Genomic DNA, 20,235 nt, shown 5'->3' on the forward strand with positions numbered 1-20,235 from the left:
AAGCGTGTTTTTTCGGGTAACTCAAAAAGGGAAGGTTTCAGAAATTAATCCAAAACACGGGTAAATTATCATAATATGACAGACGCATAACGAATACAGAAAACAAAAAAAGCAAAATAAAATTCAGACATTAATTATTTTCTCTCGATCACGAACGGCGTTTTGTTTGATTTTTTTTATCTTTTTTCAAACTTTTTTTGAACCGCGCTGTGCACTTGGATATTTAATGTCCAAGTTTGTATGAAACGTGGTGCTGGTGAGGTTAAATACCGCCGAATTTATCAGGCGTAGCTTAGACTGCCGCTGCTTTTTCTGCCGCTGGGATGGCGAGCCCGCGGCCGTAGAATTCGAGGTACCAGGTAACGAACTTGCCTACCCCCTCGGCTATAGAAACCGCCGGAACATATCCTGCAAGCGATGCCATACTATCGATGTCTGCAAAGGTTTCTTCCACGTCGCCATCCTGAATGGGCAATAAATTCACTTTGGCTTTAATTCCAGTGTTTCTTTCAATCTCAGAGATAAAGTCTGATAGCCGCACCGGCAAGCCGCGGCCCAGGTTGTGTACCCTGAAAGGGGCGCTCGATGTGGAGGGGTCGGGATGCTGCGGGTCCCAGGTCTGATCGGGACACGCGGGGGTATCAAGCACTTGCAATATACCGGAGACGATGTCGTCGATGTAAGTAAAATCACGTCTCATGTTGCCGTGATTATAAACATCGACACGCTTATTTTCGAGAATCGCTTTCGTAAAAAGAAACAGCGCCATATCAGGCCTGCCCCAGGGGCCGTATACTGTAAAAAACCGCAGCCCGGTCGTGGGAATGCCAAACAAATGGCTATAGGTATGCGCCATCAGCTCATTGCATTTTTTTGATGCAGCGTACAGTGATATCGGGTGTACTGCGGCGTCGCGAACCGAAAACGGCATTTTCTTATTCAGTCCGTATACACTCGAAGAACTCGCGTAGACCAGGTGTTTGATTTTGAAGTGCCGGCAACATTCCAGGACATTCAGAAAACCGCTGATGTTGGCCTCGATATAAGCTGATGGATTGCTCAGGCTGTACCTGACACCCGCCTGCGCTGCCAGGTTACAAACACGTTCAAACCCTTCGTCTACGAAAAGCTGCTGAAGCACGTGCCTGTTATTCAGATCCAGCTGGGCGAACTGATAGGCCGGGTTCGTCACGCTGGCCGTAAGCACCGCCGGAACCAGGTCTTTCTGATAGATTCCGCACTGCTCCAGCCGGGCGTGTTTCAGTGAAACGTCGTAATAGTCGTTCAGGTTGTCTATGCCGACAACTTCATCGCCGCGGGCAAGCAGGGCCTGAACCAGGTGAAAACCAATAAAACCGGCCGCGCCGGTTACAAGAATTTTGCTCATGATTGTAAGATTTGGGGTTCGTTTGCGAGACGCATCGTTCTTTTTTTATTCCACACCTCCATACTGAAAATGGCAAAGAGGATCTTTGCCCGGCGCTGATCAGAGATTCTGATCTTCCTGGCCATTAGCTTGTATACAAACTGCGGCGAAATCAAGCCGGCATAGAGCGGCGCGGGAGCAGTCAGGTAATCGCCAATAACCGCCTTGAGCTTGCCATCTACCCAGTCTGAAAGCGGAACCTCGAAGCCGCGTTTTGGCTGGCCCACAAGATTCTCGGGCAGGTAGCGGGTTGCAAGCTGCCGGAGCACAAACTTGGTCTCCAAACCGGATATTTTTGCCGAGTCGCACAAGCTCGGGGCAAAAGTCAGCAGGTCCCGTGCCAGGAACGGGCTGCGGCCCTCAAGCGAGTGGGCCATTGTAGCGATATCCATCTTGGGCAGGAGCCGGCCAAATAACATGGATTGAAAGTCCATGACCAGCATTTTGCTAAGCGGCGACATTGCAGACTGATTGATGCGGGCCAGATCTGCCGCAATGTGATCGAGTGCGGGCGGCTGGATAAACTGGTCTTCAAAGCCGTTCAGCAGATCTGCCCCTGCTGAGGCATAAACCTGTAATGGATCTTTCTTCGCGCTGAAGGCGATCAGCCGCCTCAAATAAGTAAAATTGCTCTGTTTTTGGTGTGCAATGGGCAGCACAGCGTCCAGCAGCTTTGACGCGCCCGACAGCAAACCAGGGGGTTTGAAAAAGTCCAGATACCGAAATGGGACGTACCGCCGGTAGCCACCAAACAATTCATCAGCTCCGTCGCCATTCAGAATGACACGGAGATGCCGGCTGGCTTCCCTCGCTACATAATAACTGGGAATAACCGAATTGTCTGACACCGGTTCGCCATAGTTGGCAAGAATCTGCTCGATGTCGTTAGACAGGTCAGAAAATTCAATTTCTATTGTGGTATGCTCGGTGCCGTACCGCTGCGCCACCTGAAGGGCGAGTGCCGACTCATCGAACCCGCCGGCCATCTTTACAGTAAAAGTCTTTAACCTGGGCGTGTGTGCCGCGGCCATCGCGGTAACGAGCCCACTGTCAATGCCCCCGCTTAAAAAGCTGCCCACAGGTAAATCTGAAGTCAGCATGCGGCTGCGCACCGCATTGTTTAAAAGCCGGTCTGTTTCATCCAGCGTTTCACCAAAAGACAGGCGACCTGAAACAGCGTACTGCCGTTCCATAGAAAACCAGCTAATGTCCTTTTCTTCCAAGGTAACGGTACCGATCTGAAGGTAATGGCCGTTTTCAAGTTCTTCAACCCCTCTATAGGGCACCGATTTGCGATAGTGGTGGCCCAGGTATAGGTATGCAGAGAGCGCAGAAAGATCGGGTTCAGGGCGGAAAATCGCGTTGAGCAGGTTAAGCTCAGAAGAAAAGGCGAGGGTGCCGGCGTGGCGATACACATACAGCGGTTTTTTCCCGGCCCGGTCTCTGGCCAGAAATAGCCGCTTTTTCTCCCTATCGTACAATGCAAAGGCAAACATGCCGTCAAACTCGTCGAGCATGGCCATACCAAGCCGCTCGTACAGCATCAGAATGGTTAGCGTGTCAGAATTTGACGCCGCACGAATCTGGTACTTCTCGCGAAGCTGCAGGTGATTATATATTTCACCATTGAAAACGATGGAGAGGTTTTTATAAATCATGGGCTGTTTGCCGGCCTCGCTGAGGTCCTGTATAGAAAGCCGGGTATGATACAGCTTCAGGTTGTCGACCCGCATGCTGCCCTGTTGGTCCGGGCCGCGATGCAACAATCCGCTAAACGGGATCATATCGTCAATATCCTGGTGGTAATTAAGCGTTCCGAAGATGCCGCACATGGTGGTTTTGTTAAATGGATGGTGAGTTGATAAGCCGCAGCCAGTCGGCCATGACCTTTTTATCTTCGAAATGCTGCTCGACGAAGGCCCTGCCCTGCTGTCCTTTGCGAATACGCTCGCCTGCGCTCAGCTGCATCATCATTTCCATGCGTGCAGCCAGTTGCCGTTCGTTGCCGGCAGCGCTCAGAAACCCGCAGGCGGCCGGCTGGACCAATTCGCGGATCCCTGCAATGTCGGTGGCAACGATCGGACAGCCGTGCGCCATGGCTTCGAGGATGGCATTCGGCATTCCTTCAGAAATTGAAGAAAGCACGAAAGCATCTGCCCCCTTCAGGGCGGAAACGGCCTCCTGCTGAAACCCGAGTAATTCTACATGCGCATCAATACCCAGTTCTGCAATCATCTGCCTGGGCCAGGAAGATTTATCCAGGTCACCTACGATACAGACCCGGAAGGAACGGTGTTTAAGCAAAGAAATAGCCTTAAACAGTGTCTTGTAATCCTTGTTCCAGCGCAGGTGCGCAATGCAGACCCAGCGAAATACCTGCCCCCTGGGCCGCTCACATTGCGCTGGAACCGATATTCCGTTATGAATAACGACGCCGTTATGCCTTGCCAGGCCCCGGCTTTCGAAACAGAGTTTCGAGGCCTGTGAATTATAAACAACCACATCATCAAGCATCGCGGTCAGCCGGAACAGCAGTTTCCATTTGGTTTGAATGGTCGATATACGGATGCTCGAGATCAGCCGGAACGAGAATCGCATTTTCAGGACCCTGGCGAAGAGGATCGCGATGAACATAAAGGCCAGCACCACATCAGGTTTAAATGCGGCACAGATGCCCAGCAGTTTCCGAGTGTTTACCAGACCATTGTACTTCCACTCCTGCAAATAAGTGATCTGCAGATCAGGAGGCAGTGAAAACCCTTCAAATTCATTAATTGGTTTTAAGGAAACGATGTGCACACGATATCCTGCCGAAACCAGGTAGATGGCCAGCTTCAGCAACTGTGTTTCTGCCCCGCCCTTGCTCATTGAAGGCGTAAGGAACAGGATCTTTTTAATCCGGGCCATGAGTTAATTGGCTAAGGCCGGCTGAGAAACTCCTGAAGGGTCGAGATATGCGGCCACCTGTTTGTGTTTGATCGCGAAGATCAGCCTGACATACCCCACATCCCAGGATCTTCTGAGCTGCAAACCGGTTTTATAATTGGAATAGGGTGTATTTCCTGCGGCCATACGGGGATTGGGCTGGTAAAACGGGCTCACTTCCAGGTATAGCGGCGGCGTATCCAGGTCGTCGTTCTGCCAGGTGATATCGAACGCACCTGTAGTGAGGCCTAATGTGGCAAAGGTTTCCTGGATATGCGAACGCCAATGCTCGGGGAAGCTGTCAAAGTCCACTTTGCTGCCCTTGCTTGTTGCCGTTGGCCGCCATTCGGGCGCGAGATTAATGCGCCAGTAATGTGCAACGATTTCCTTTCCAACCAGGATGACACGCAGGTCACGGCGCATGTTAATCAGTTCCTGAACGATAATTCGTTTGTTGTATTTCTGGAATTCAGGGTCCCGGATCAATTGCTCCAGCTCTTGCCTGGAACCGATTTTATATAAGCCCTTAGAGGCACACGAATGTTCGCTTTTGATCAGAAACGGGAATCTGGGATGCATATGCAGGAGTGTTGCCGGATCCTCGCAAATGCTGGATTCGGGCTCATTGACACCCAACTGTTTGAAAGCCCGGTGCATATGTGCTTTATTTTCCCAGAACAGCACTTCGCGGCTGGCCGGGTATACCTGGTTTCCCTGCTGCTCGAGCTGCATGGCGACATGTTGCAATACGCTTGTATGGTCGGCAAAACCATAAACATTATAGGTCCCGCTAAGGGTAAAAAAAATCTTTTTGTTATGAAACCGTCCAATCTGAAGTCCGGTAACCACCCTGAAGCGTTCGCCCTTACGGACCAGAGAGGCGAGCGTAGCCATGTCCCACACAAAAGCGTCCGTACCAAAATAACGCAGAGAGAGTTTTGGAATCCACAACAGAATGCTTGCCTTCCGGCTATAACACCGAAATAGCCAGGGCCACCGGATCAGCGTGATTATGGCCGCCAGCCGGCGAAACCTTTTCAGAATTTTTTTCATGTGCGGGCAATTGAATCATTGATTGCTTCGATCTCGGCAAGGCCGAAATACCGGATAGGCATGTTTCTGACCCTGCGGATCGTTTCTTCATAAAACCGGACTTCACCTGCCTCATGGTTGTAGCTCAGATCGTCGATATACACGACGTTCAATCCTTTTGCGATCAGGAGGTCGATAAAACCGATCTTCTCGCTCACGCGATAAACCAGGATCAGCTGATCGAAAGGTACGCCGCAGGCCCTGAGCCAGCGCATGGTCGAAAAGTAACAATGGTAACTGCGGGCAGAGACAAAAACGACGAGATGGCCTGCGGCAGCCTGTTCGACAACAAGCTGGCGCATTCCCCTGAATATTGAGAGGGTTTCATAACGACTTGCTTCGGTTCGTATATAGCCGTCGCACAGGGAGGGCCAGGTATGGGCAAGCGTGTTATCGATGTCTACCACATAAACCGTACGGCTGCCAGGCCGGGAGCGGGCGAGCACGCCGAGTCTCAGTATAAAAAATCGTCTGACCGACTCAATGATCAGCTCTTTAATCCACTTGCTCATTCTCGAGTTCTTTGACCAGGCTGAAGTCCAGGCAGGCTGAAATGCTTTGCAGAATGTAGTCGTTTTCAATGCTGGAGCGAGAGGCAAGTCTGATAAACTGCCCCTCCAACCCTATTTTGTCGTCACAAACCCGGACGTATATACCATAAGTGATCAGCAGCTTGGCTACGAAATCAGCCGAACGAATGCCGGCCGGCAATTCGATCAGGACAAAATTGGCCATGCTCGGATAGACCTTGATGCCCTCGACCTGTTTGAGCCGGCTGATAAATTGCAGGTTTTCAAGAATGTATTTGATCCTGACCTCTTCATAGCGGCGCGCAAAATCTTCCCGCGCATACAGCCTGAAAAAATATTCGGCCAGGCCGTTTGAATTCCACAGGTAACCATTGGCGAGCAGTGTTTCTACCCGGTCTGGCGACATAATCCCGTACCCGGCGCGGATTCCTGCTACGCCGAAGTCTTTAGACATGCTTTTTACCACGACAAGATTCGGATAACGGCTTGCCAGGTGACTGAGCGACATCAATCCATAACTTTCGTCTTCATAGGCAAAGTGGATAAAGCTTTCATCTACGATCACCTGTTCTACAAAAGGCAATTCTTCCAGGATGCGCTGAATGGCCGACACCTTCGTATAAGCTCCGTTCGGATTGTTCGGATTGATGAGGACAATCGTGTCTGGCTGGTGCGATTTGACCATCGAGATATATTCATCCACGTCCAGTTCATAATGATCCTCTTTTTTAAGCAGGTTAAAAACAACCTCCACCCCGGGCTTTACGTACTCATAATAGCTGGAAAATGTGGGGATGTTGATGATGACCTTGCGCCTGGCAAAGTTATGAATGACCGCCTGTATGATTTCAATGGCCCCATTCCCAATAAATATGCGGCGGCGGTCTACCCGGAGAAAATCGGCCAGCGTCTCTGCAATGACCCGGTTTTGCGAAGGATAGCATTCCATCAGGTCGCGCATGCGGCCAGTCTCCAGGATCTCACGGTTAAAATATTCTATAAAAAGTTCCGTGGCGTAGGGGTTTGACAGGAAGCAGGCATCGACTTTTATATCGACGTCTGCCAGCTTCTGCCGGAGGGTAAAAATACTCGGCGAGTGCGAACCCGCCTGTCTTTTCAGTCTTTCCAATTGGAGGACAATCTGGCGCTCAGCCGGTGTAAAATTGATCATATGCTGTTTTCTGGTTGGATTGTTTGTTGCACCTGGCCCGGTTCTGGCGAAGCAAGTGTTTGATAAAGCGCCTTGTGTTTTTGGGCGGCAATAGAAATGTGGTATTTGGTGGCAAATGTTGCCCTGGCACGAGCGCTCAGTTGTTCAGTATCTTTCGAATAGACAGCAGTCTTGAGCGCCTGATAATACGCGTGCTCGTCCAGGCCGTCGCTGAGAAATCCGTTAAAGCCATGGTCAATGACATCGCCCATGCCGCCGGCGGGGGTGCAAACGGGAATGCATCCGGCAGACATGGCCTCGAGGAGGGAAATAGGCATGCCCTCAAAAAGACTGGGCAGGCAGAAGATGTCGGCAACAGCCAGGTAGTCGGCTACATCAGAGCGGCCGCCGAGAAACTCGATGTGCACATCACCCGCGGCCAGGGTTTTTAACTTATTTGCCAGCGCCAGGTCGTGCACCTCCCCGATCATCAGCAGCCGGCAACATGTTGTTTCTTCCTGATTGAATCTCCTGACTACCCGGATCAGCATCTCCTGGTTCTTCTCGGGCGATACGCGGGCCACGTGCAGCAGAACCTTTGTTCCGGACGCCCGTCGGTATTTTTCACTCACCGCCTGACCAGCCGTTGCGGGCTTACAGCCGTTCTCGATCAGCCAATCGTTTGCAAGCCCATAATAGGATCGAAAGGAAATGCGTCCGTCCAATGAAATGGTAATGGGTTTGACACTTCCCCATCGGTAAAAAAGCGATCTCAATGTTTTGACCGGCATTGAAGGACATTCTTCAGGGGCTATATTGTGAACCGTATGCACGCATGAACTGCGCCGGTTCAGCAGCACATAGGGGTACAGGTATTCGAATGCGTTCAGGTGAGAATGCACCACATCGGGTTGCTCGCGCCTGAGCCAGGCGGTAAGTGACCAGAGTGCCTGCCAGCTAAATCCCGCACCCTTGTTAAAGGTGACATAGCGTACCGCCTGGCCGATTTCTGAGACAAATGACTTGCCCGCTTCATTCGACTTCAGCGAAATGATCACAACTTCGAGCGAAGCCGAACGACTGAGTTCATTGCACAGGTCGACCACCAGCCGTTCCGCACCTCCCCGGCTTAACGAGCCGATTACATGGACAATTTTTGTTTTACGCATGGGCGAAACTTGTTGCAGGTGTGCGATAGGCGGCTGTCTGTTGCCTGGCGCTCCAGGTATGCAGAAGTGCGAAATACAGGAAGAGCGTTGGCCCGTCGCTGCTGATGAGCCAGGGATTATGCGATAAGGCATTGATCGATGTAGCTAAAAACGAGAAGCCCAGGCAAACCAGCAGGCGGTTTTCCGGCTCACGGACCGCGCTGATAACCCGGAGCATTATCTGTACAGGCCGCCGGTAAATCATGGCCAGTAGACCCAGGCCAAGGAAGGGCCCGAGATAAGTAAAAAACATCAGGTAGGCGTTGTGAGAAGTAATTCCCGCCGAAAAGACCTGGTTGCGATAAATAACGTCTGCCCAGTTTTTGCCATAAAAGACCAGTCCATAAGGGTAATCGAGATAAATTCGCAAGTTCTCTCCCGACAATGAAGAACGGTTGCTGGCCGCGTCGTTGTGTTCATTTTTAGTAATGATGTTCTCGATACCATCCAGCTGAAACTGGAGATAAAAATGATAAAGAAGGAAACAGGCAAGCACCAGCGCGCCGATGGCGAAAACTCCCTTGTAGCGGTAATAGGCAACCAGGAAAATTACAGTAGCGATACTGAAAGCGATAAAGGCCGATCGCTGCATACCGAGCAGCAACAGGGCAATACAGATGGCAAAGGCGAGCAACTGCAGGTACACAGGCTGCCGGTAAACGACAGAAGCTACAAATAACATGGTGCAAAAAGCCGCAACCTGGTAACCAAATACAAACTGGCTGGTCGACAAACCGGAAGGGCTCTGCATGACCTCTTCTCCAAGTACCTGTTCCCGAACGCTGTCGACAGAAGCGCCATACAAGTGATTGAGAACCATAACAGCGCCCGATATGCCGAGCAGCAAAAAGAAAACGACTATACTTCGGTGCAGACGCGGCTGCTCGCCGCCAACGAAAAAATAAAAGTAGGCGGCACACAACACCATACACAGGCTGTTCGCAATAAAGGCTGTGAGGTCAGCGAGTCCCACTGCATAAAAAAGAAAGGCACCGAGTGCCAGCAGCATGACTTCGTTGATATAGCTGCCATCAGCCCGTTCCCGGCATTTGAACAGGAAAACAAGCGGGAGGCAAAACAGCAAGGGCGCTGGTAGCCTGAACAGGTCTGTCATAAACACACCGAGTGAGATGGCGTACAGGTACAGGCACATGAAAAGGCCGGTCATTATTTTTGTTGTCATTGTTCAATACTTTGAAGCAGCTGGCACACAAAGGCGTGCCCGTCGTTGCTCTGTTTATGATAGTGTTCCTGCGCGTGCTCGGCAATGTGCCTGTATTCGGTATAGTTGTCCAGAACCTGGTGTACGAGGTTGCTCAGACCGGTCAGGTCCCATGGAACCGGCAGGTAGGTCTGTTCCGGAAGAAACAGGTTGGGAAATGTTTCCAGGTGCGTCATGTCAGGTTTGATCAGCAGGCTTCCCGCAAGGAAGGTCTCGAAGTCCCGATAGCAGATCTCACCCCACCCGTAAGGGCTGATGCTCACCTTCGAGTTTCTGAGTTCCCGCAGGTAGGCCGCCTTGCCGATATTTTTTCCCGTTACGACCTTTCGTCCGAGGGTACCAAGTAACTGCAACAGTTGATTGCGCTGCGCAGATACGTTATTTACGGCGGCATCGGCATGAAGCGTTCCCCGAAAAGCAAGATCATATGGACGTTTCTTCAGTACCGGGACCACCCGGTCAGGGTAAATTCTCCTGCTAAGTACATTGCTTAACCGGCTTGTTTTACAGGCATAATAACGGTAATCATTCAACCCGAGGTTCCAGGCCAGCCTGAGCTTTGACAGCTCGGCAGGTTGGCAGGGCTGAAAGGGTGTGGCTGGCTGTGCTGTACCGGGATTATTCAGCCAGATCCTTAATTCTGCCGCCGGCGACCGGTTGGTATAATAGCTGCGATCCTTCAGCAGTTGTTTTTTCAATATTGCGTCAACGAGCGGCATCAGCGCCAGATCTGCAGACCCACTCGAATCTGCGGCATCAAACCAAATGAGCCGCCCTACTCTTCCTTTCATGACAGATAGGTAACGGAGCAGCGCTGCTTCGTTTCCCGGAGTACGCGTAGGCAGGTGCTGCCAAGCCTTGAAATACCTGGAATGGATGAGCAAATAATCAGACCCGTCCAGCCTGCTGTCCAGGTGGTTGCTGCAGAACTCGATCAGGATGCCGTATGCTTTCAGCAGCGGCTTCCAGCGATGCAGCGGATGGCTGTCTCCATAAAAACGCTGTTCGGGCCAGTCAATGATTCGCAGTGTTTTCATGCTTGTTCGGAGGCGTGCGCCAGCGGATGTTGTTGCCGCGGTATGGCCAGCATTCGTTTGCCGGTCAGGAAGATGATTCGAAGATCGGTTGTTAAGTTGTGCCGCCTGATATATTGCAGGTTGAATGAAAGCTTAACCGGAAGAATTTGCTGCACATAATATTCTTCGGGGTCGGCAGCCTCCTCGAGCAACCTGTTCTCATCAAAAAAACAAATTGATGCCCAATCGGTCATACCGGGCCGCACAGTAAGTACGTTCAACTGCTCGGTGTTGTAGAGCGCAACATACTTGGAGACCTCCGGACGCGGCCCGACGATACTCATATCACCCTTCAGCACGTTCAGCAGTTGCGGAAATTCGTCGATTTTATACTTGCGCAGGTAATAACCGAGCGACGTAATGCGGCTGTCCCGCATACCGATTGTCAACAGGCTTCCGCCGGCATTTCTGCAATGCATGGTGCGGAATTTTAATAACCTGAAACACCTGCCCAGCCTGCCTACACGCTCCTGCGCGTAAAACGATGGGCCCGGCGAGTTCAGCTGAACCAGGACTGCCAACAGCAACAGAACCGGGAGGAGCAGCAGGAGCGCGATGAGCGACAGCGCAATATCAAATATTCTTTTATTATTCATTGTCAGTCAGTTAAAGCGGGTACTTCCACTGAACCGATCTTTGCGTTCACGGCATCCAGCACGCAGTCGATCACAAAATCCGTTTCCTCATCACGCAATTGGGGATAAATGGGCAGCGAAATTTCCCAAGCAAACTGGCGACGGCTTTCGGGATAATCGGCGATCTGGTAACCGAGCGATTCGAAATAGGTAAGCATCGGCATCGGGATGAAATGCACGTTGGCCTGTATGCCTGAAAGTGCCAGTTCGGCGATCAGTTCATCGCGGACCTCTTCAGAAATGCCCCTGATGCGCAATGCGAACAGGTGGCAGGAGGACTCACGGATCCCGTCGGCATAAACAGGCGGTATGAACCAGTCTTGCGCCATGAACGCACTCAGGTATTTGTGATATATTTTTTTGCGCATGGGCAAAAGGACAGCGGTATATTGCCTCAGCTGCGCAAGACCAATTGCGGCACAGATATCCGGCATGTTCATTTTGAAGCCTTTGAACAGGATATCGTAGCGCCAGCTGCCGCCCTGAGATTTGGTAAACGCGTCTTTACTTTGCCCGTTTAAGGAGAGCATTTTCAGGTAGCGGCTTTCGGTAGCCACATCAAACCCCGCCGGGAGGTTCAGACAAATGCACCCACCCTCGCCTGTGGTCACATTTTTGACAGCATGGAACGAAAAAATTGTCATGTCACTCATCAGTGCGGCAGGTCGGCCCTGGTAGCTGGCGCCAATGGAATGCGCTGCGTCGCTGATGAGCAGAATCCGGCCAAGATCGGCCTGCTTGACGCTTGCCGGTACAAAAAGATCGCGTACGTCTTTCGCATGAATCAGCTCGTTGAGCCGGTTGTAGTGACAGGGCAAGCCCGCTATGTCTACAGCGATGATGGCCTTGGTTCGGGGGGTTATCCGGGCGAGAACGGCTTCGGGATTTATGGTCAGGTCGTCCAGTATGTCGACCATTACCGGAGTGGCGCCGCAATGCAGTACGCACAGGGCTGTTGCGCAGTATGAGTAAGCGGGAACGATCACCTCATCGCCCGGGCCTACGCCGAACCAGTTTAGGGCCATGATGGCACCTGAGGTCCAGGAATTGACACAAATGGCTGCCGGCGATCCGGTAATGGCCATCAGCTCGTCTTCGAGGGCTTTGACTTTAGGCCCCGAGGTGATCCAGTTCGTGTGCAGGGTGTCAAGCACTTCATCGATCACCTGCTGATCAATGAATGGTGGGGAAAATGAGATGTTCATGTTATGCGTATTAAAGTTTGGTTTCTGTACAGGGTAGCGGCCCGGCTGCGGTTGAGTGGTTCACAAGTGCAAGCCAGCGGCCTGAAATCTGTTCGATAGAGTTGGTTTCCCTGATCCTGGCTGCGGCATGCCCGAGTTTATTGCGAAGCCTATGATCGCGAAGCAACCTGCGTATGGCACTGGCCATGGCCGGCGGATTGCTGTTTTCCACAAGCAAACCATTCTCAGCATGCCTGATAATTTCTGATGGACCGAATTCGCAGTTCGTGGCTATAACGGCACAGCCACAGCTCATGGCCTCGATCAATACATTCGGGTACCCTTCGTTCCTGGATGAAAGGATGAACAATTCTGCCTGGAGGTAATAGCCCTGCAGTTGCTTTATCGCTCCGAGCAATATCACCCTGCCTGTTAGGCCGAGTTCTGAAATTTGGTGCCGTAGTGCCTGCTCTTCTTCGCCCTGACCGGCAATAAGCAGGTCAGGTGCCGACGGCCCGAGTTTGCTGTACGCCGTGACGAGTTGATCGAAGCCTTTCTGGTAGGTGAGCCGGCCTACTGCCAGCATGAACGGCTTTTCATATACCCGCGCAGGCGCATAATCGATCCGGCTTTCAACAGGGTTATGAATAACGATATCATTTGACAGGCCTGCAAATACCTTTTTCCTTTTGAGTCCTTCGCCAATCCCCGCTGAAGGCAATACAAGCGCTGCTGCCCTCCGGTATAGCGCCGCGCAAAGGCGCAGGCTAAAAAAACCGAGCTGGTGCACGCCGTATTGCGGAGCATTCCGTTCTGAAACGATGTACGGGATTTTCCGCAGCCCCGCGGTAAGCCCCGCCCAGATGTTGGCACTCGTCATAAAGGCGATCAGACAACCGGGTTTTTCCCGTTTTAATACCGCCATGAGCCGGTAGAAAGTCTGCCAGGCGTATTGAATGCGGGCAACGAAATTTCCCGCTGTTCTTTCCCTGATCAGTATATGCACAGCAACGCCGGTATGCAGCGGGTAAGCCTGCTGCGAGCTGTTCAGGCAAATGATCAATACCCGGCGCCCCTGCGTTGCCAGGCTGCTGCTTAGCCGAGTCACCACCCGTTCGGCCCCGCCGCCACCCAACGTATTGATGAGGAACGCAATAGGCTGGCCGCTCATCAGGCAAGTTTTGAAAGTGTGGTCAGTGCGCGGCGGAACTTGAAATAGCGCAGGTCAAAAAGGAAATAACGCCGGATGTAGAAACCCAGCAGGCGGTACTTCATACCAGTGGAATAGCTGAAATGGCTGATCATGATGTTGAAGTCGCTTACCATGCGGTGCTTCCTGAGTTTTGAATCAATCATGCTCCACACCCCGCCTGCATGCCAGCGGTAGGCCGCCATGACCTCGGGCAGCACATGAATTTTCAGCCCTGTTCGGCTGGTGGCGTACAATTTAAATAACGTATCAGAACCGAAGCCCTGGTAATACCATTGCTGGGTAGAAAGGTCCCTGATTTCGGGAACGTTCCGTACCACCACCGATGACATCCGGGTTTCTTCACGCTCGCCCATGAGCACCTGCTGGTAGGAAAATTGCAAGGCCCGTGGTTCGGGGTGCTCATAGACCAGTTTTCCCTGGTCGTCGATTACCCGGCTGTAACAGCAGCAGATCACAGCTTCGGGATGAGTTTCAAGGTGCATGATCTGCTTTTGCAGTTTCAGTGGGTCCGTCCAGAAGTCGTCGCCGTCGCACATGGCGATGTAGCGCCCTTTTGCCTCTTCAATAAGGAGCAGGTGGTTGCGCACGGCACCGAGGTTCTGCTCGCGTGGTACAAGCCTGATCCGGTCCGGATACCGCGCTGCATACGAAGCCGCAATTTGTCCGGTTGCATCGGTAGAGCGGTCGTCGCCAATGAGAATTTCGTAATGAAAGCTGGTCTCCTGCATCAGAAATCCCTCCAGTGCCTGTGCAATAAAGGCCTCGTGGTTATAAGTAATGCAACAAATGCTGACAAGTGGCTTGGTCTGATCTTGCATGTTAGCCGGCGTTTGATGAAACGACTTCGAGGGCTGCATCCGCCAGGGCAGTTTCAGGCTGCTCCAGCTCGTAATTGCGTACGCGAAAAATAATCCGGGTAATCAGATCCAGGTCGCTGCTCGTTAACGTATGATAGAGGGGCAGGCAAAGGATTCGCCGGGCCACCGATTCGCAGACCGGAAGTGGTCCGGAACCTGTATGAGAAAGGGTATGCAGCGCCGGAAAAAAATACCGGCGGCAATAGATTTTCTCGTTCTCCAGAGCCCTGAGACATTTCAGCATCAGTTCCTGTGAATCGAACAGCACAGGAAAATACGCGTAGTTGTAATCAAGATCATTGTTCAATTTCGGGTACTTAAGTGGCAGCCCGTTCAGTTTTCGCCAATAGTAGAAGGAAAGCAGCCTGCGCTTATCGAGGATATCATCTATGCTTTTGAGCACACACAGGCCCATGGCAGCATGGAACTCGCTGTTTTTGCCGTTAATGCCCAGCCCGGCGAAATCTTCGGCACCGTTGTGTCCGAAATTTCTGAGCAGGGAAAGTTTTCGAAGCAGTTCGGGATCAGCCGTAAAAACGGCCCCGCCCTCCGTGCTGTGAAAGAGTTTCGTAGCGTGGAAGCTGGTAATGCTGATGTCGCCATAGGCGAAAACCGATCTGCCTTTGTACTTCGTGCCGAAACAATGTGCAGCATCGTATATCACCTTCAATTGATGCCGGTGAGCGATTTCCTGGATGGCCGCAATATCGCATGGATTGCCATATACATGGGTAGCCAGGATGGCTGATGTCTGAGGTGTGATGGCCGCCTCGATTTTGAGCGGATCAATATTGAATGTCTCCGGGTCGATGTCGGTAAAAACCGGCTTGCAGCCTTCCCAAATAATGCTGTTGGTGGTGGCAACAAAAGAAAAAGGCGTTGTGATGATCTCGCCTGTTAGCCCGAGCGCCCGGATAGCCATTTGCAGGGCTATCGTGCCGCTGCTTACAAATAACAGGTGGTTGATGCCCAGGTAGGCCTTCAGTTTCAGTTCCAGTTCGTTGACAAGCGGACCATTGTTGGTTAACCACTGTCTTTCCCAGATACTGCCTACATAGGCATGGTATGCCTGCAGATCAGGCAAAAATGGCTTCGTTACAGGTATCATTTTTTTAAGATTATATTTTTGAGATCTACAGCAGGCTGCAGCCGAAAAACGGCGCTGATGGTGCCATAGGCAAGAAAAAACAGGCCGGTCGTAGCAAAAAGATGAACGAAGTTGCGGCCTGAAAGATCAGGTAAAAAGTACCGTTCTGCCGCCAGACAAAACAGTGTACTTGCTCCTGAAGAGACGAGCACGGGTAACATGTCTGCTATTTGTTCGGCAGCAGCGTACCCGATCAGGCGGCCGCTGTACACTGAATTGATGTAATAACCCAGTATGCTGAATGCCAGCTGGAAATACAGCAGTCCATAAATACCGAAAGGCAAAACCATAGCGATACCGGCTACACAAAAGACTTTTTTAATAATTTCCAGCCTGAGCACCAGGTCGCTCCTGCCCTTCACCTTGAGAATGTTCAGGTTATAAGCATGCATGGGATATAAAACGCCGGCCAGGGCAAGGATCTGAAAGTAGGGTACCGCGGGCAGCCAGCGTTCTGTCAGCAACACGACGATCAGTGGTTTTGCTACGAGCGCCAGGCAGACGAGCACCGGCGCGTTCCAGAAAATGACCTGCTGCATGATTTTTTTGTACAGTTGCTTCAGGCGTGGATGATCATCCTGAATTTCAGAGAACATGGGATACGTTACCTTCCCGATCACTGTAGAAATGCTGGCAACCGGCAGCTGACTGAGCGCATCTGCACGCGCATAATAACCCAGCTGGACCGCATTGTAAAACTTGCCGATGAGCAAAACATACACGTTTCGGTAAACGATTTCGAGTAAGCCCGTGAGCGTCATTTTATAGCCAAACCTGAAATGTTTCCTGAAAGAAACAGCGCTGAATACCCATGATGGCCGCCAGGATGAAAACTTCCAGTGCAGCAACGCCAGTAAAAAGGCGATACAGAGGTTCATCCAAACCAGGCTCCAGACGCCGAAACCCAGGTAGGCAAGCAGCAGCCCAACCAGGCCTGCAGCAAATACGGAGGGTACCTGCATGGCCATTTGCGTTTTAAAATCCATTTGCCGGGTCAGACGCGCATTCTGTACACTGAATAAAGCATTGAGCACAAAAACCAGGGCATACACGCGAAGCACCGGTGCAAGGCCAGCCTGTGCATAAAACTCCTGTACCAGCGGAGCGGAGATAAAAACCAATCCGTACGCCACAGCTGCCCCCCCGATATTGAAGAAAAAAACGGTGGAATAATCGGCTTGGGCAACCTTGGGGTCTCTGATCAGGGATGAGGTTAAACCGCTGTCTAACAGGCTGCTTGCTACCTGTATAAATACCGTAAGCATGGCGATCATACCAAAAGCGGCAGGCAGCAACATCCGGGCAAGTAATATATTAACCGCGAGGTTGATAAACTGCGCACCGAGCTGCTGGCTCAGCGCCCATGCAAGTGCCGCAACGGTTTTTTCTTTCAGGCTCATCGTGTCAGCTGATGGCCGGCTACTCCGGCCTGTTGGTTGCTGAAAGGGCATCCTGCGTTTACCTTCATGGGGCTAACGGGCCAGGGCAAGCACCGTAGCGGGCAAACGGGAAACCAACGCGCATGAAAGGCTGTCTATAACGACAAGTACCTGCTTCCCTTCTACCCGGATCACCTCCCCTTCCTTGTCGTTCATCAGGCCGGATTTGATCCGAACACGGTCGCCTGCCCCGAAGGCCTGGTAAGAAACGACCTCGGCCTGCGGAAATTTGCGGAGATAAGCTTTGACGTCTTCGATCACGTGGTCGGCCACCTTTGCCGGCTTGCCCATGAAATAGACGAAATTAATCACACCCACAGCGCTTCTTACTTTGAGCTCGTCGCGCATATTGATGTGAATAAAAACATAACTGGCGAACAGCGGCAGGTCTACATCTTTCACGCGGTCGGCCCACTGGCTTTTTACCGTTCGCAATGGGCAATACGTTGTGATTCCCTGCAGTTCAAGTGTACGGGTGACCTTTTTTTCCCATCGTGGCCAGGTATACACTACATACCAGCTCTTTCCCGTACGCAGTTGCGGGTTTATCGCATTCATCATGGTAAAAATTTGTTTAGGTTTTCAGGTCTATGCACAAGCGGGCTGTCCGTTTAGGGCCGGATACGGCTTCGCCACCTCACTTACATGAGTTTTTGTTTTCAAAGGTTTTTGCCGGGGCAGGTATTCGAGGCAGGGCACATTGTGCAGCAGCTGCATCGGTAGTTTAGGTTACGCCGGCAATGGATAGAAGCCGGCAGGCGTCAGAGCATACGCTCGTTTAAAGTTGACCGGCGTATGGGCCGGTGGCTGGTATAATACGCCCGCAGGCGTCAAAAGATTAGGGTCGTTAGTTATAGCCGTAGTGGCCATAACGTGATATCCGGTTTTCTTTTTTGGCATCGTTAAAGACCACCATCGGATTTCTGAGGCGATCATGTGTATAAATATCCTCGAGTACGCGCAGGTCAGAAATATTTGTATAGTTATAACGAACAACGTAAATACTCGAATCTGCAAATCCGGCAAGAGAAAAGGCGTCTGAAACCTGCCCTACGGGCGAGGTATCGACAATAATGTAATCGAAACGGCTTTTCAGGTCTTCGAACAGCTCCCCGATCCGGTTACTGAGCAACAGCTCTGAGGGGTTTCTGGGAATTTTTCCGCATCCTATTGCCCAAAGGTTCGGCGATCCCGAAACGGGCTGCAGTATATCTGAAACCGACAATTTATCGCCGGCCAGGTAGTCGGCCAGACCATATTCATTTGTCATTTTGATATCTTTCAGCAGGTCGGGTTTGCGCAGGTCAAATTCAAGCAGAACGACCTTTTTATCGACCAGCGAAAGCGTGATCCCCAGGTTAACAGAAAAGAACGTCTTTCCTTCGCCCTGGGCACATGATGTAACAAGCAGAACCTGGTTGCGTTGATTGCCGTTAAGGAACTGCAAATTGTTCCTGATGTACCTGAACAGCTCTGAAATGGTGGTTGTTTTGTCCCGGTGAACAACGATCGGTCCGGCAATGGCCTTGTGTGTCAGTTCGCCAAGTACTTTTACGTTTCCCGAGACTGCTTCCACATCGGTAAAAACCGATACCTTGGTATTAAAGCGGGACTTGAGCCTGACGAATGAAAGTGGTACTGCAAATCCGGCCATCAGCCCCAGCAAATACACCAGTTGCCCACGGGGTTTGACAGGTATGGCGCTGTAGGCCGGCCGGTCAATAACCTGCGACGTGGGTATGGTAGCTGAAAGTGAAAGTTCCGTTTCTTCTCGCTTCTGAAGCAGATAATGATAAATACTTGTTTTAACCCCCTGAACACGGCTGCGCTCCAGCAAGCCCCGTTCCACGACAGGAACGTTGCTCAGCTGCGCTTCAAACTGCCGCGACTTGCGCATGAACCCGTTGCGTTCAAGTGCCAGGCCTTTCCGGATCACCTGCAGGTTCTCTGTCAGGCTTCGTTTCAAACCCGCCAGCTGTTCTGAAATGTTCGCCACCAGCGGATTGTCTATCCTGTTTGTACGCAGTAAGCGTTCTCTTTCGACCTGCAAATTATTATATTTTTCCATCAGGTTGAGCAGTGTCGGGTCCTTGAGACCGAGTGTGGTTGGTACCATGGTAAACGAGTTGCCCGAGTCCCCCAGATAGGAAAGCAGGGATTGGACCAGTTCCAGCTGAACCTCCGTTTCGGCCAGCTGCTGGCTGTAATCGCCAGACGATGCCAGGCTTTGCTGCGCATCGGCGCTGAGTTCGGTGATTCTGTTAGACCGTTTGTAATTCTCTACATCTGCCTCTACGCCTGAAAGGTCTCCGGAAAGAAATGCCAGCTTTTTGTCGATAAAACGAATGGTATTGATGGCAATCAGGTTTCTCTTCTCGACGTTTTCATTGTTGTACAGTTCAATCAAGGTGTTTAAGACGTCCAGTCCGCGCTGTGGCAATGGATCGACAAGGCTGAGAACAATCGTGTTCGCGTCTTTCACGACCGGCAACACCACAAGTTTGCTGATGCTGTAGGCTTCGGCCAGTACCCGCAGGTCTGAGAACTTGACAAACAGATCGGGAGAGTTGTTGCGAAACTTTTTTGATTTACTGACCCGGATCTGGTAAGCTGGCCGGCTAACCTGTTCACCGAACCGGAACACGCCCGAATACTTGCCATCGGTTAACCGGAAACGCAGGTCATCTATGGTTTCCAGCCGCAGTTCCTTTTTGTAGGCCGCCTCAGTCAGCTTAAAGGTCTCTACCCTCAAAGGGCTGTTGGTTGCGTAGACCTCTCTCTTCAGTAACAGGGGTTTGGTATAGTAGGAAGTTTGAAGAGACAGCCGGCTTAGTACCTTGTAAATCAGGTCGCGGGAGCGAATTACCTCCATTTCGTTGTCGACGGTACTGGAAGACTTGAACATATTCAGGTCGCTGAAGGCTGTGCCTTTAAGCATACCGTCACCCTTGGTGTCTTCAAGCACCAGCAGGGTGCTTTTAATTTTATACTGCGGAACCGTGAGTTGCATATACATGTAGGAGCCGCACAAGCCGAGCACGAGGCAGAGAAAGAACAGGCGCCAGTAGCCCGCGTAATGGAGCAACTGCGTCATTAAATCTTGCTTCTGCATCTTATTTTGTTGTTGAAAT

Annotated in this window: 17 protein-coding genes; all 17 read right to left on the reverse strand. The window is 51.4% G+C overall.

What is annotated here, in order from left to right:
• Positions 1 to 292: 292 nt before the first annotated feature.
• On the reverse strand, positions 293 to 1,387 hold the full coding sequence (locus tag C7T94_RS11715; protein ID WP_107215508.1) for an NAD-dependent epimerase: 1,095 nt from the start codon (positions 1,385 to 1,387) through the stop codon (positions 293 to 295).
• Entirely contained in the window at positions 1,384 to 3,258 is a 1,875-nt protein-coding gene (asnB, locus tag C7T94_RS11720; RefSeq protein ID WP_107215509.1) for an asparagine synthase (glutamine-hydrolyzing), read from the reverse strand. The genes C7T94_RS11715 and asnB overlap by 4 nt, the downstream gene beginning before the upstream one ends.
• A gap of 10 nt (positions 3,259 to 3,268) precedes the next feature.
• Positions 3,269 to 4,333 (reverse strand): glycosyltransferase, encoded by a 1,065-nt coding sequence (locus C7T94_RS11725; RefSeq protein ID WP_107215510.1) that lies wholly within the window; start codon positions 4,331 to 4,333, stop codon positions 3,269 to 3,271.
• A gap of 3 nt (positions 4,334 to 4,336) precedes the next feature.
• A complete protein-coding gene (locus tag C7T94_RS11730) occupies positions 4,337 to 5,404 on the reverse strand; it encodes an ATP-grasp domain-containing protein (protein WP_107215511.1) in 1,068 nt (355 codons plus the stop codon).
• Positions 5,401 to 5,955, reverse strand: a complete 555-nt coding sequence (locus C7T94_RS11735; RefSeq protein WP_107215512.1) for a hypothetical protein — start codon at positions 5,953 to 5,955, stop codon at positions 5,401 to 5,403. The genes C7T94_RS11730 and C7T94_RS11735 overlap by 4 nt, the downstream gene beginning before the upstream one ends.
• On the reverse strand, positions 5,939 to 7,144 hold the full coding sequence (locus tag C7T94_RS11740) for a pyridoxal phosphate-dependent aminotransferase (RefSeq protein WP_107215513.1): 1,206 nt from the start codon (positions 7,142 to 7,144) through the stop codon (positions 5,939 to 5,941). The genes C7T94_RS11735 and C7T94_RS11740 overlap by 17 nt, the downstream gene beginning before the upstream one ends.
• Positions 7,141 to 8,292 (reverse strand): glycosyltransferase family 4 protein, encoded by a 1,152-nt coding sequence (locus tag C7T94_RS11745; protein WP_162618664.1) that lies wholly within the window; start codon positions 8,290 to 8,292, stop codon positions 7,141 to 7,143. The genes C7T94_RS11740 and C7T94_RS11745 overlap by 4 nt, the downstream gene beginning before the upstream one ends.
• Entirely contained in the window at positions 8,285 to 9,514 is a 1,230-nt protein-coding gene (locus C7T94_RS11750) for an O-antigen ligase family protein (RefSeq protein ID WP_107215515.1), read from the reverse strand. The genes C7T94_RS11745 and C7T94_RS11750 overlap by 8 nt, the downstream gene beginning before the upstream one ends.
• Positions 9,511 to 10,590: a hypothetical protein gene (locus C7T94_RS11755; protein WP_107215516.1), complete on the reverse strand. Its 1,080-nt coding sequence runs from the start codon at positions 10,588 to 10,590 to the stop codon at positions 9,511 to 9,513. Before C7T94_RS11755 ends, C7T94_RS11750 begins: the two co-directional genes overlap by 4 nt.
• A complete protein-coding gene (locus tag C7T94_RS11760) occupies positions 10,587 to 11,225 on the reverse strand; it encodes a sugar transferase (RefSeq protein ID WP_107215517.1) in 639 nt (212 codons plus the stop codon). The genes C7T94_RS11755 and C7T94_RS11760 overlap by 4 nt, the downstream gene beginning before the upstream one ends.
• 2 nt (positions 11,226 to 11,227) lie before the next feature.
• Positions 11,228 to 12,469 carry a DegT/DnrJ/EryC1/StrS family aminotransferase gene (locus tag C7T94_RS11765; protein ID WP_107215518.1) on the reverse strand — a complete coding sequence of 414 codons (1,242 nt, stop codon included), beginning with the start codon at positions 12,467 to 12,469 and terminating at the stop codon, positions 11,228 to 11,230.
• Positions 12,470 to 12,479: 10 nt separating this feature from the next.
• On the reverse strand, positions 12,480 to 13,619 hold the full coding sequence (locus tag C7T94_RS11770) for a glycosyltransferase (protein ID WP_107215519.1): 1,140 nt from the start codon (positions 13,617 to 13,619) through the stop codon (positions 12,480 to 12,482).
• A complete protein-coding gene (locus C7T94_RS11775) occupies positions 13,619 to 14,479 on the reverse strand; it encodes a glycosyltransferase family 2 protein (protein WP_107215520.1) in 861 nt (286 codons plus the stop codon). The genes C7T94_RS11770 and C7T94_RS11775 overlap by 1 nt, the downstream gene beginning before the upstream one ends.
• A gap of 1 nt (position 14,480) precedes the next feature.
• The gene (locus tag C7T94_RS11780; RefSeq protein ID WP_107215521.1) at positions 14,481 to 15,626 is read right to left on the reverse strand and encodes a DegT/DnrJ/EryC1/StrS family aminotransferase; all 1,146 of its coding nucleotides are present in this window, start codon (positions 15,624 to 15,626) and stop codon (positions 14,481 to 14,483) included.
• A complete protein-coding gene (locus C7T94_RS11785; protein ID WP_107215522.1) occupies positions 15,623 to 17,065 on the reverse strand; it encodes a lipopolysaccharide biosynthesis protein in 1,443 nt (480 codons plus the stop codon). Before C7T94_RS11785 ends, C7T94_RS11780 begins: the two co-directional genes overlap by 4 nt.
• Positions 17,066 to 17,137: 72 nt before the next feature.
• The gene (locus tag C7T94_RS11790; protein WP_239494999.1) at positions 17,138 to 17,665 is read right to left on the reverse strand and encodes a UpxY family transcription antiterminator; all 528 of its coding nucleotides are present in this window, start codon (positions 17,663 to 17,665) and stop codon (positions 17,138 to 17,140) included.
• A 286-nt stretch (positions 17,666 to 17,951) separates the two neighbouring features.
• Positions 17,952 to 20,216, reverse strand: coding sequence for a GumC family protein (locus C7T94_RS11795; protein WP_239495000.1), 2,265 nt, complete (start codon positions 20,214 to 20,216; stop codon positions 17,952 to 17,954).
• Between the last annotated feature and the right edge of the window lie 19 nt (positions 20,217 to 20,235).

The organism is Pedobacter yulinensis, assembly GCF_003029735.1.
Taxonomy (GTDB): domain Bacteria; phylum Bacteroidota; class Bacteroidia; order Sphingobacteriales; family Sphingobacteriaceae; genus Pedobacter; species Pedobacter yulinensis.

Excerpts from the sequence above, each read along its gene's own strand:
- C7T94_RS11715 (WP_107215508.1), bottom strand. The coding sequence starts at position 1,387 with ATGAGCAAAATTCTTGTAACCGGCGCGGCCGGTTTTATTGGTTTTCAC.
- asnB (WP_107215509.1), bottom strand. The coding sequence starts at position 3,258 with ATGTGCGGCATCTTCGGAACGCTTAATTACCACCAGGATATTGACGAT.
- C7T94_RS11725 (WP_107215510.1), bottom strand. The coding sequence starts at position 4,333 with ATGGCCCGGATTAAAAAGATCCTGTTCCTTACGCCTTCAATGAGCAAG.
- C7T94_RS11730 (WP_107215511.1), bottom strand. The coding sequence starts at position 5,404 with ATGAAAAAAATTCTGAAAAGGTTTCGCCGGCTGGCGGCCATAATCACG.
- C7T94_RS11735 (WP_107215512.1), bottom strand. The coding sequence starts at position 5,955 with ATGAGCAAGTGGATTAAAGAGCTGATCATTGAGTCGGTCAGACGATTT.
- C7T94_RS11740 (WP_107215513.1), bottom strand. The coding sequence starts at position 7,144 with ATGATCAATTTTACACCGGCTGAGCGCCAGATTGTCCTCCAATTGGAA.
- C7T94_RS11745 (WP_162618664.1), bottom strand. The coding sequence starts at position 8,292 with ATGCGTAAAACAAAAATTGTCCATGTAATCGGCTCGTTAAGCCGGGGA.
- C7T94_RS11750 (WP_107215515.1), bottom strand. The coding sequence starts at position 9,514 with ATGACAACAAAAATAATGACCGGCCTTTTCATGTGCCTGTACCTGTAC.
- C7T94_RS11755 (WP_107215516.1), bottom strand. The coding sequence starts at position 10,590 with ATGAAAACACTGCGAATCATTGACTGGCCCGAACAGCGTTTTTATGGA.
- C7T94_RS11760 (WP_107215517.1), bottom strand. The coding sequence starts at position 11,225 with ATGAATAATAAAAGAATATTTGATATTGCGCTGTCGCTCATCGCGCTC.
- C7T94_RS11765 (WP_107215518.1), bottom strand. The coding sequence starts at position 12,469 with ATGAACATCTCATTTTCCCCACCATTCATTGATCAGCAGGTGATCGAT.
- C7T94_RS11770 (WP_107215519.1), bottom strand. The coding sequence starts at position 13,619 with ATGAGCGGCCAGCCTATTGCGTTCCTCATCAATACGTTGGGTGGCGGC.
- C7T94_RS11775 (WP_107215520.1), bottom strand. The coding sequence starts at position 14,479 with ATGCAAGATCAGACCAAGCCACTTGTCAGCATTTGTTGCATTACTTAT.
- C7T94_RS11780 (WP_107215521.1), bottom strand. The coding sequence starts at position 15,626 with ATGATACCTGTAACGAAGCCATTTTTGCCTGATCTGCAGGCATACCAT.
- C7T94_RS11785 (WP_107215522.1), bottom strand. The coding sequence starts at position 17,065 with ATGAGCCTGAAAGAAAAAACCGTTGCGGCACTTGCATGGGCGCTGAGC.
- C7T94_RS11790 (WP_239494999.1), bottom strand. The coding sequence starts at position 17,665 with ATGATGAATGCGATAAACCCGCAACTGCGTACGGGAAAGAGCTGGTAT.
- C7T94_RS11795 (WP_239495000.1), bottom strand. The coding sequence starts at position 20,216 with ATGCAGAAGCAAGATTTAATGACGCAGTTGCTCCATTACGCGGGCTAC.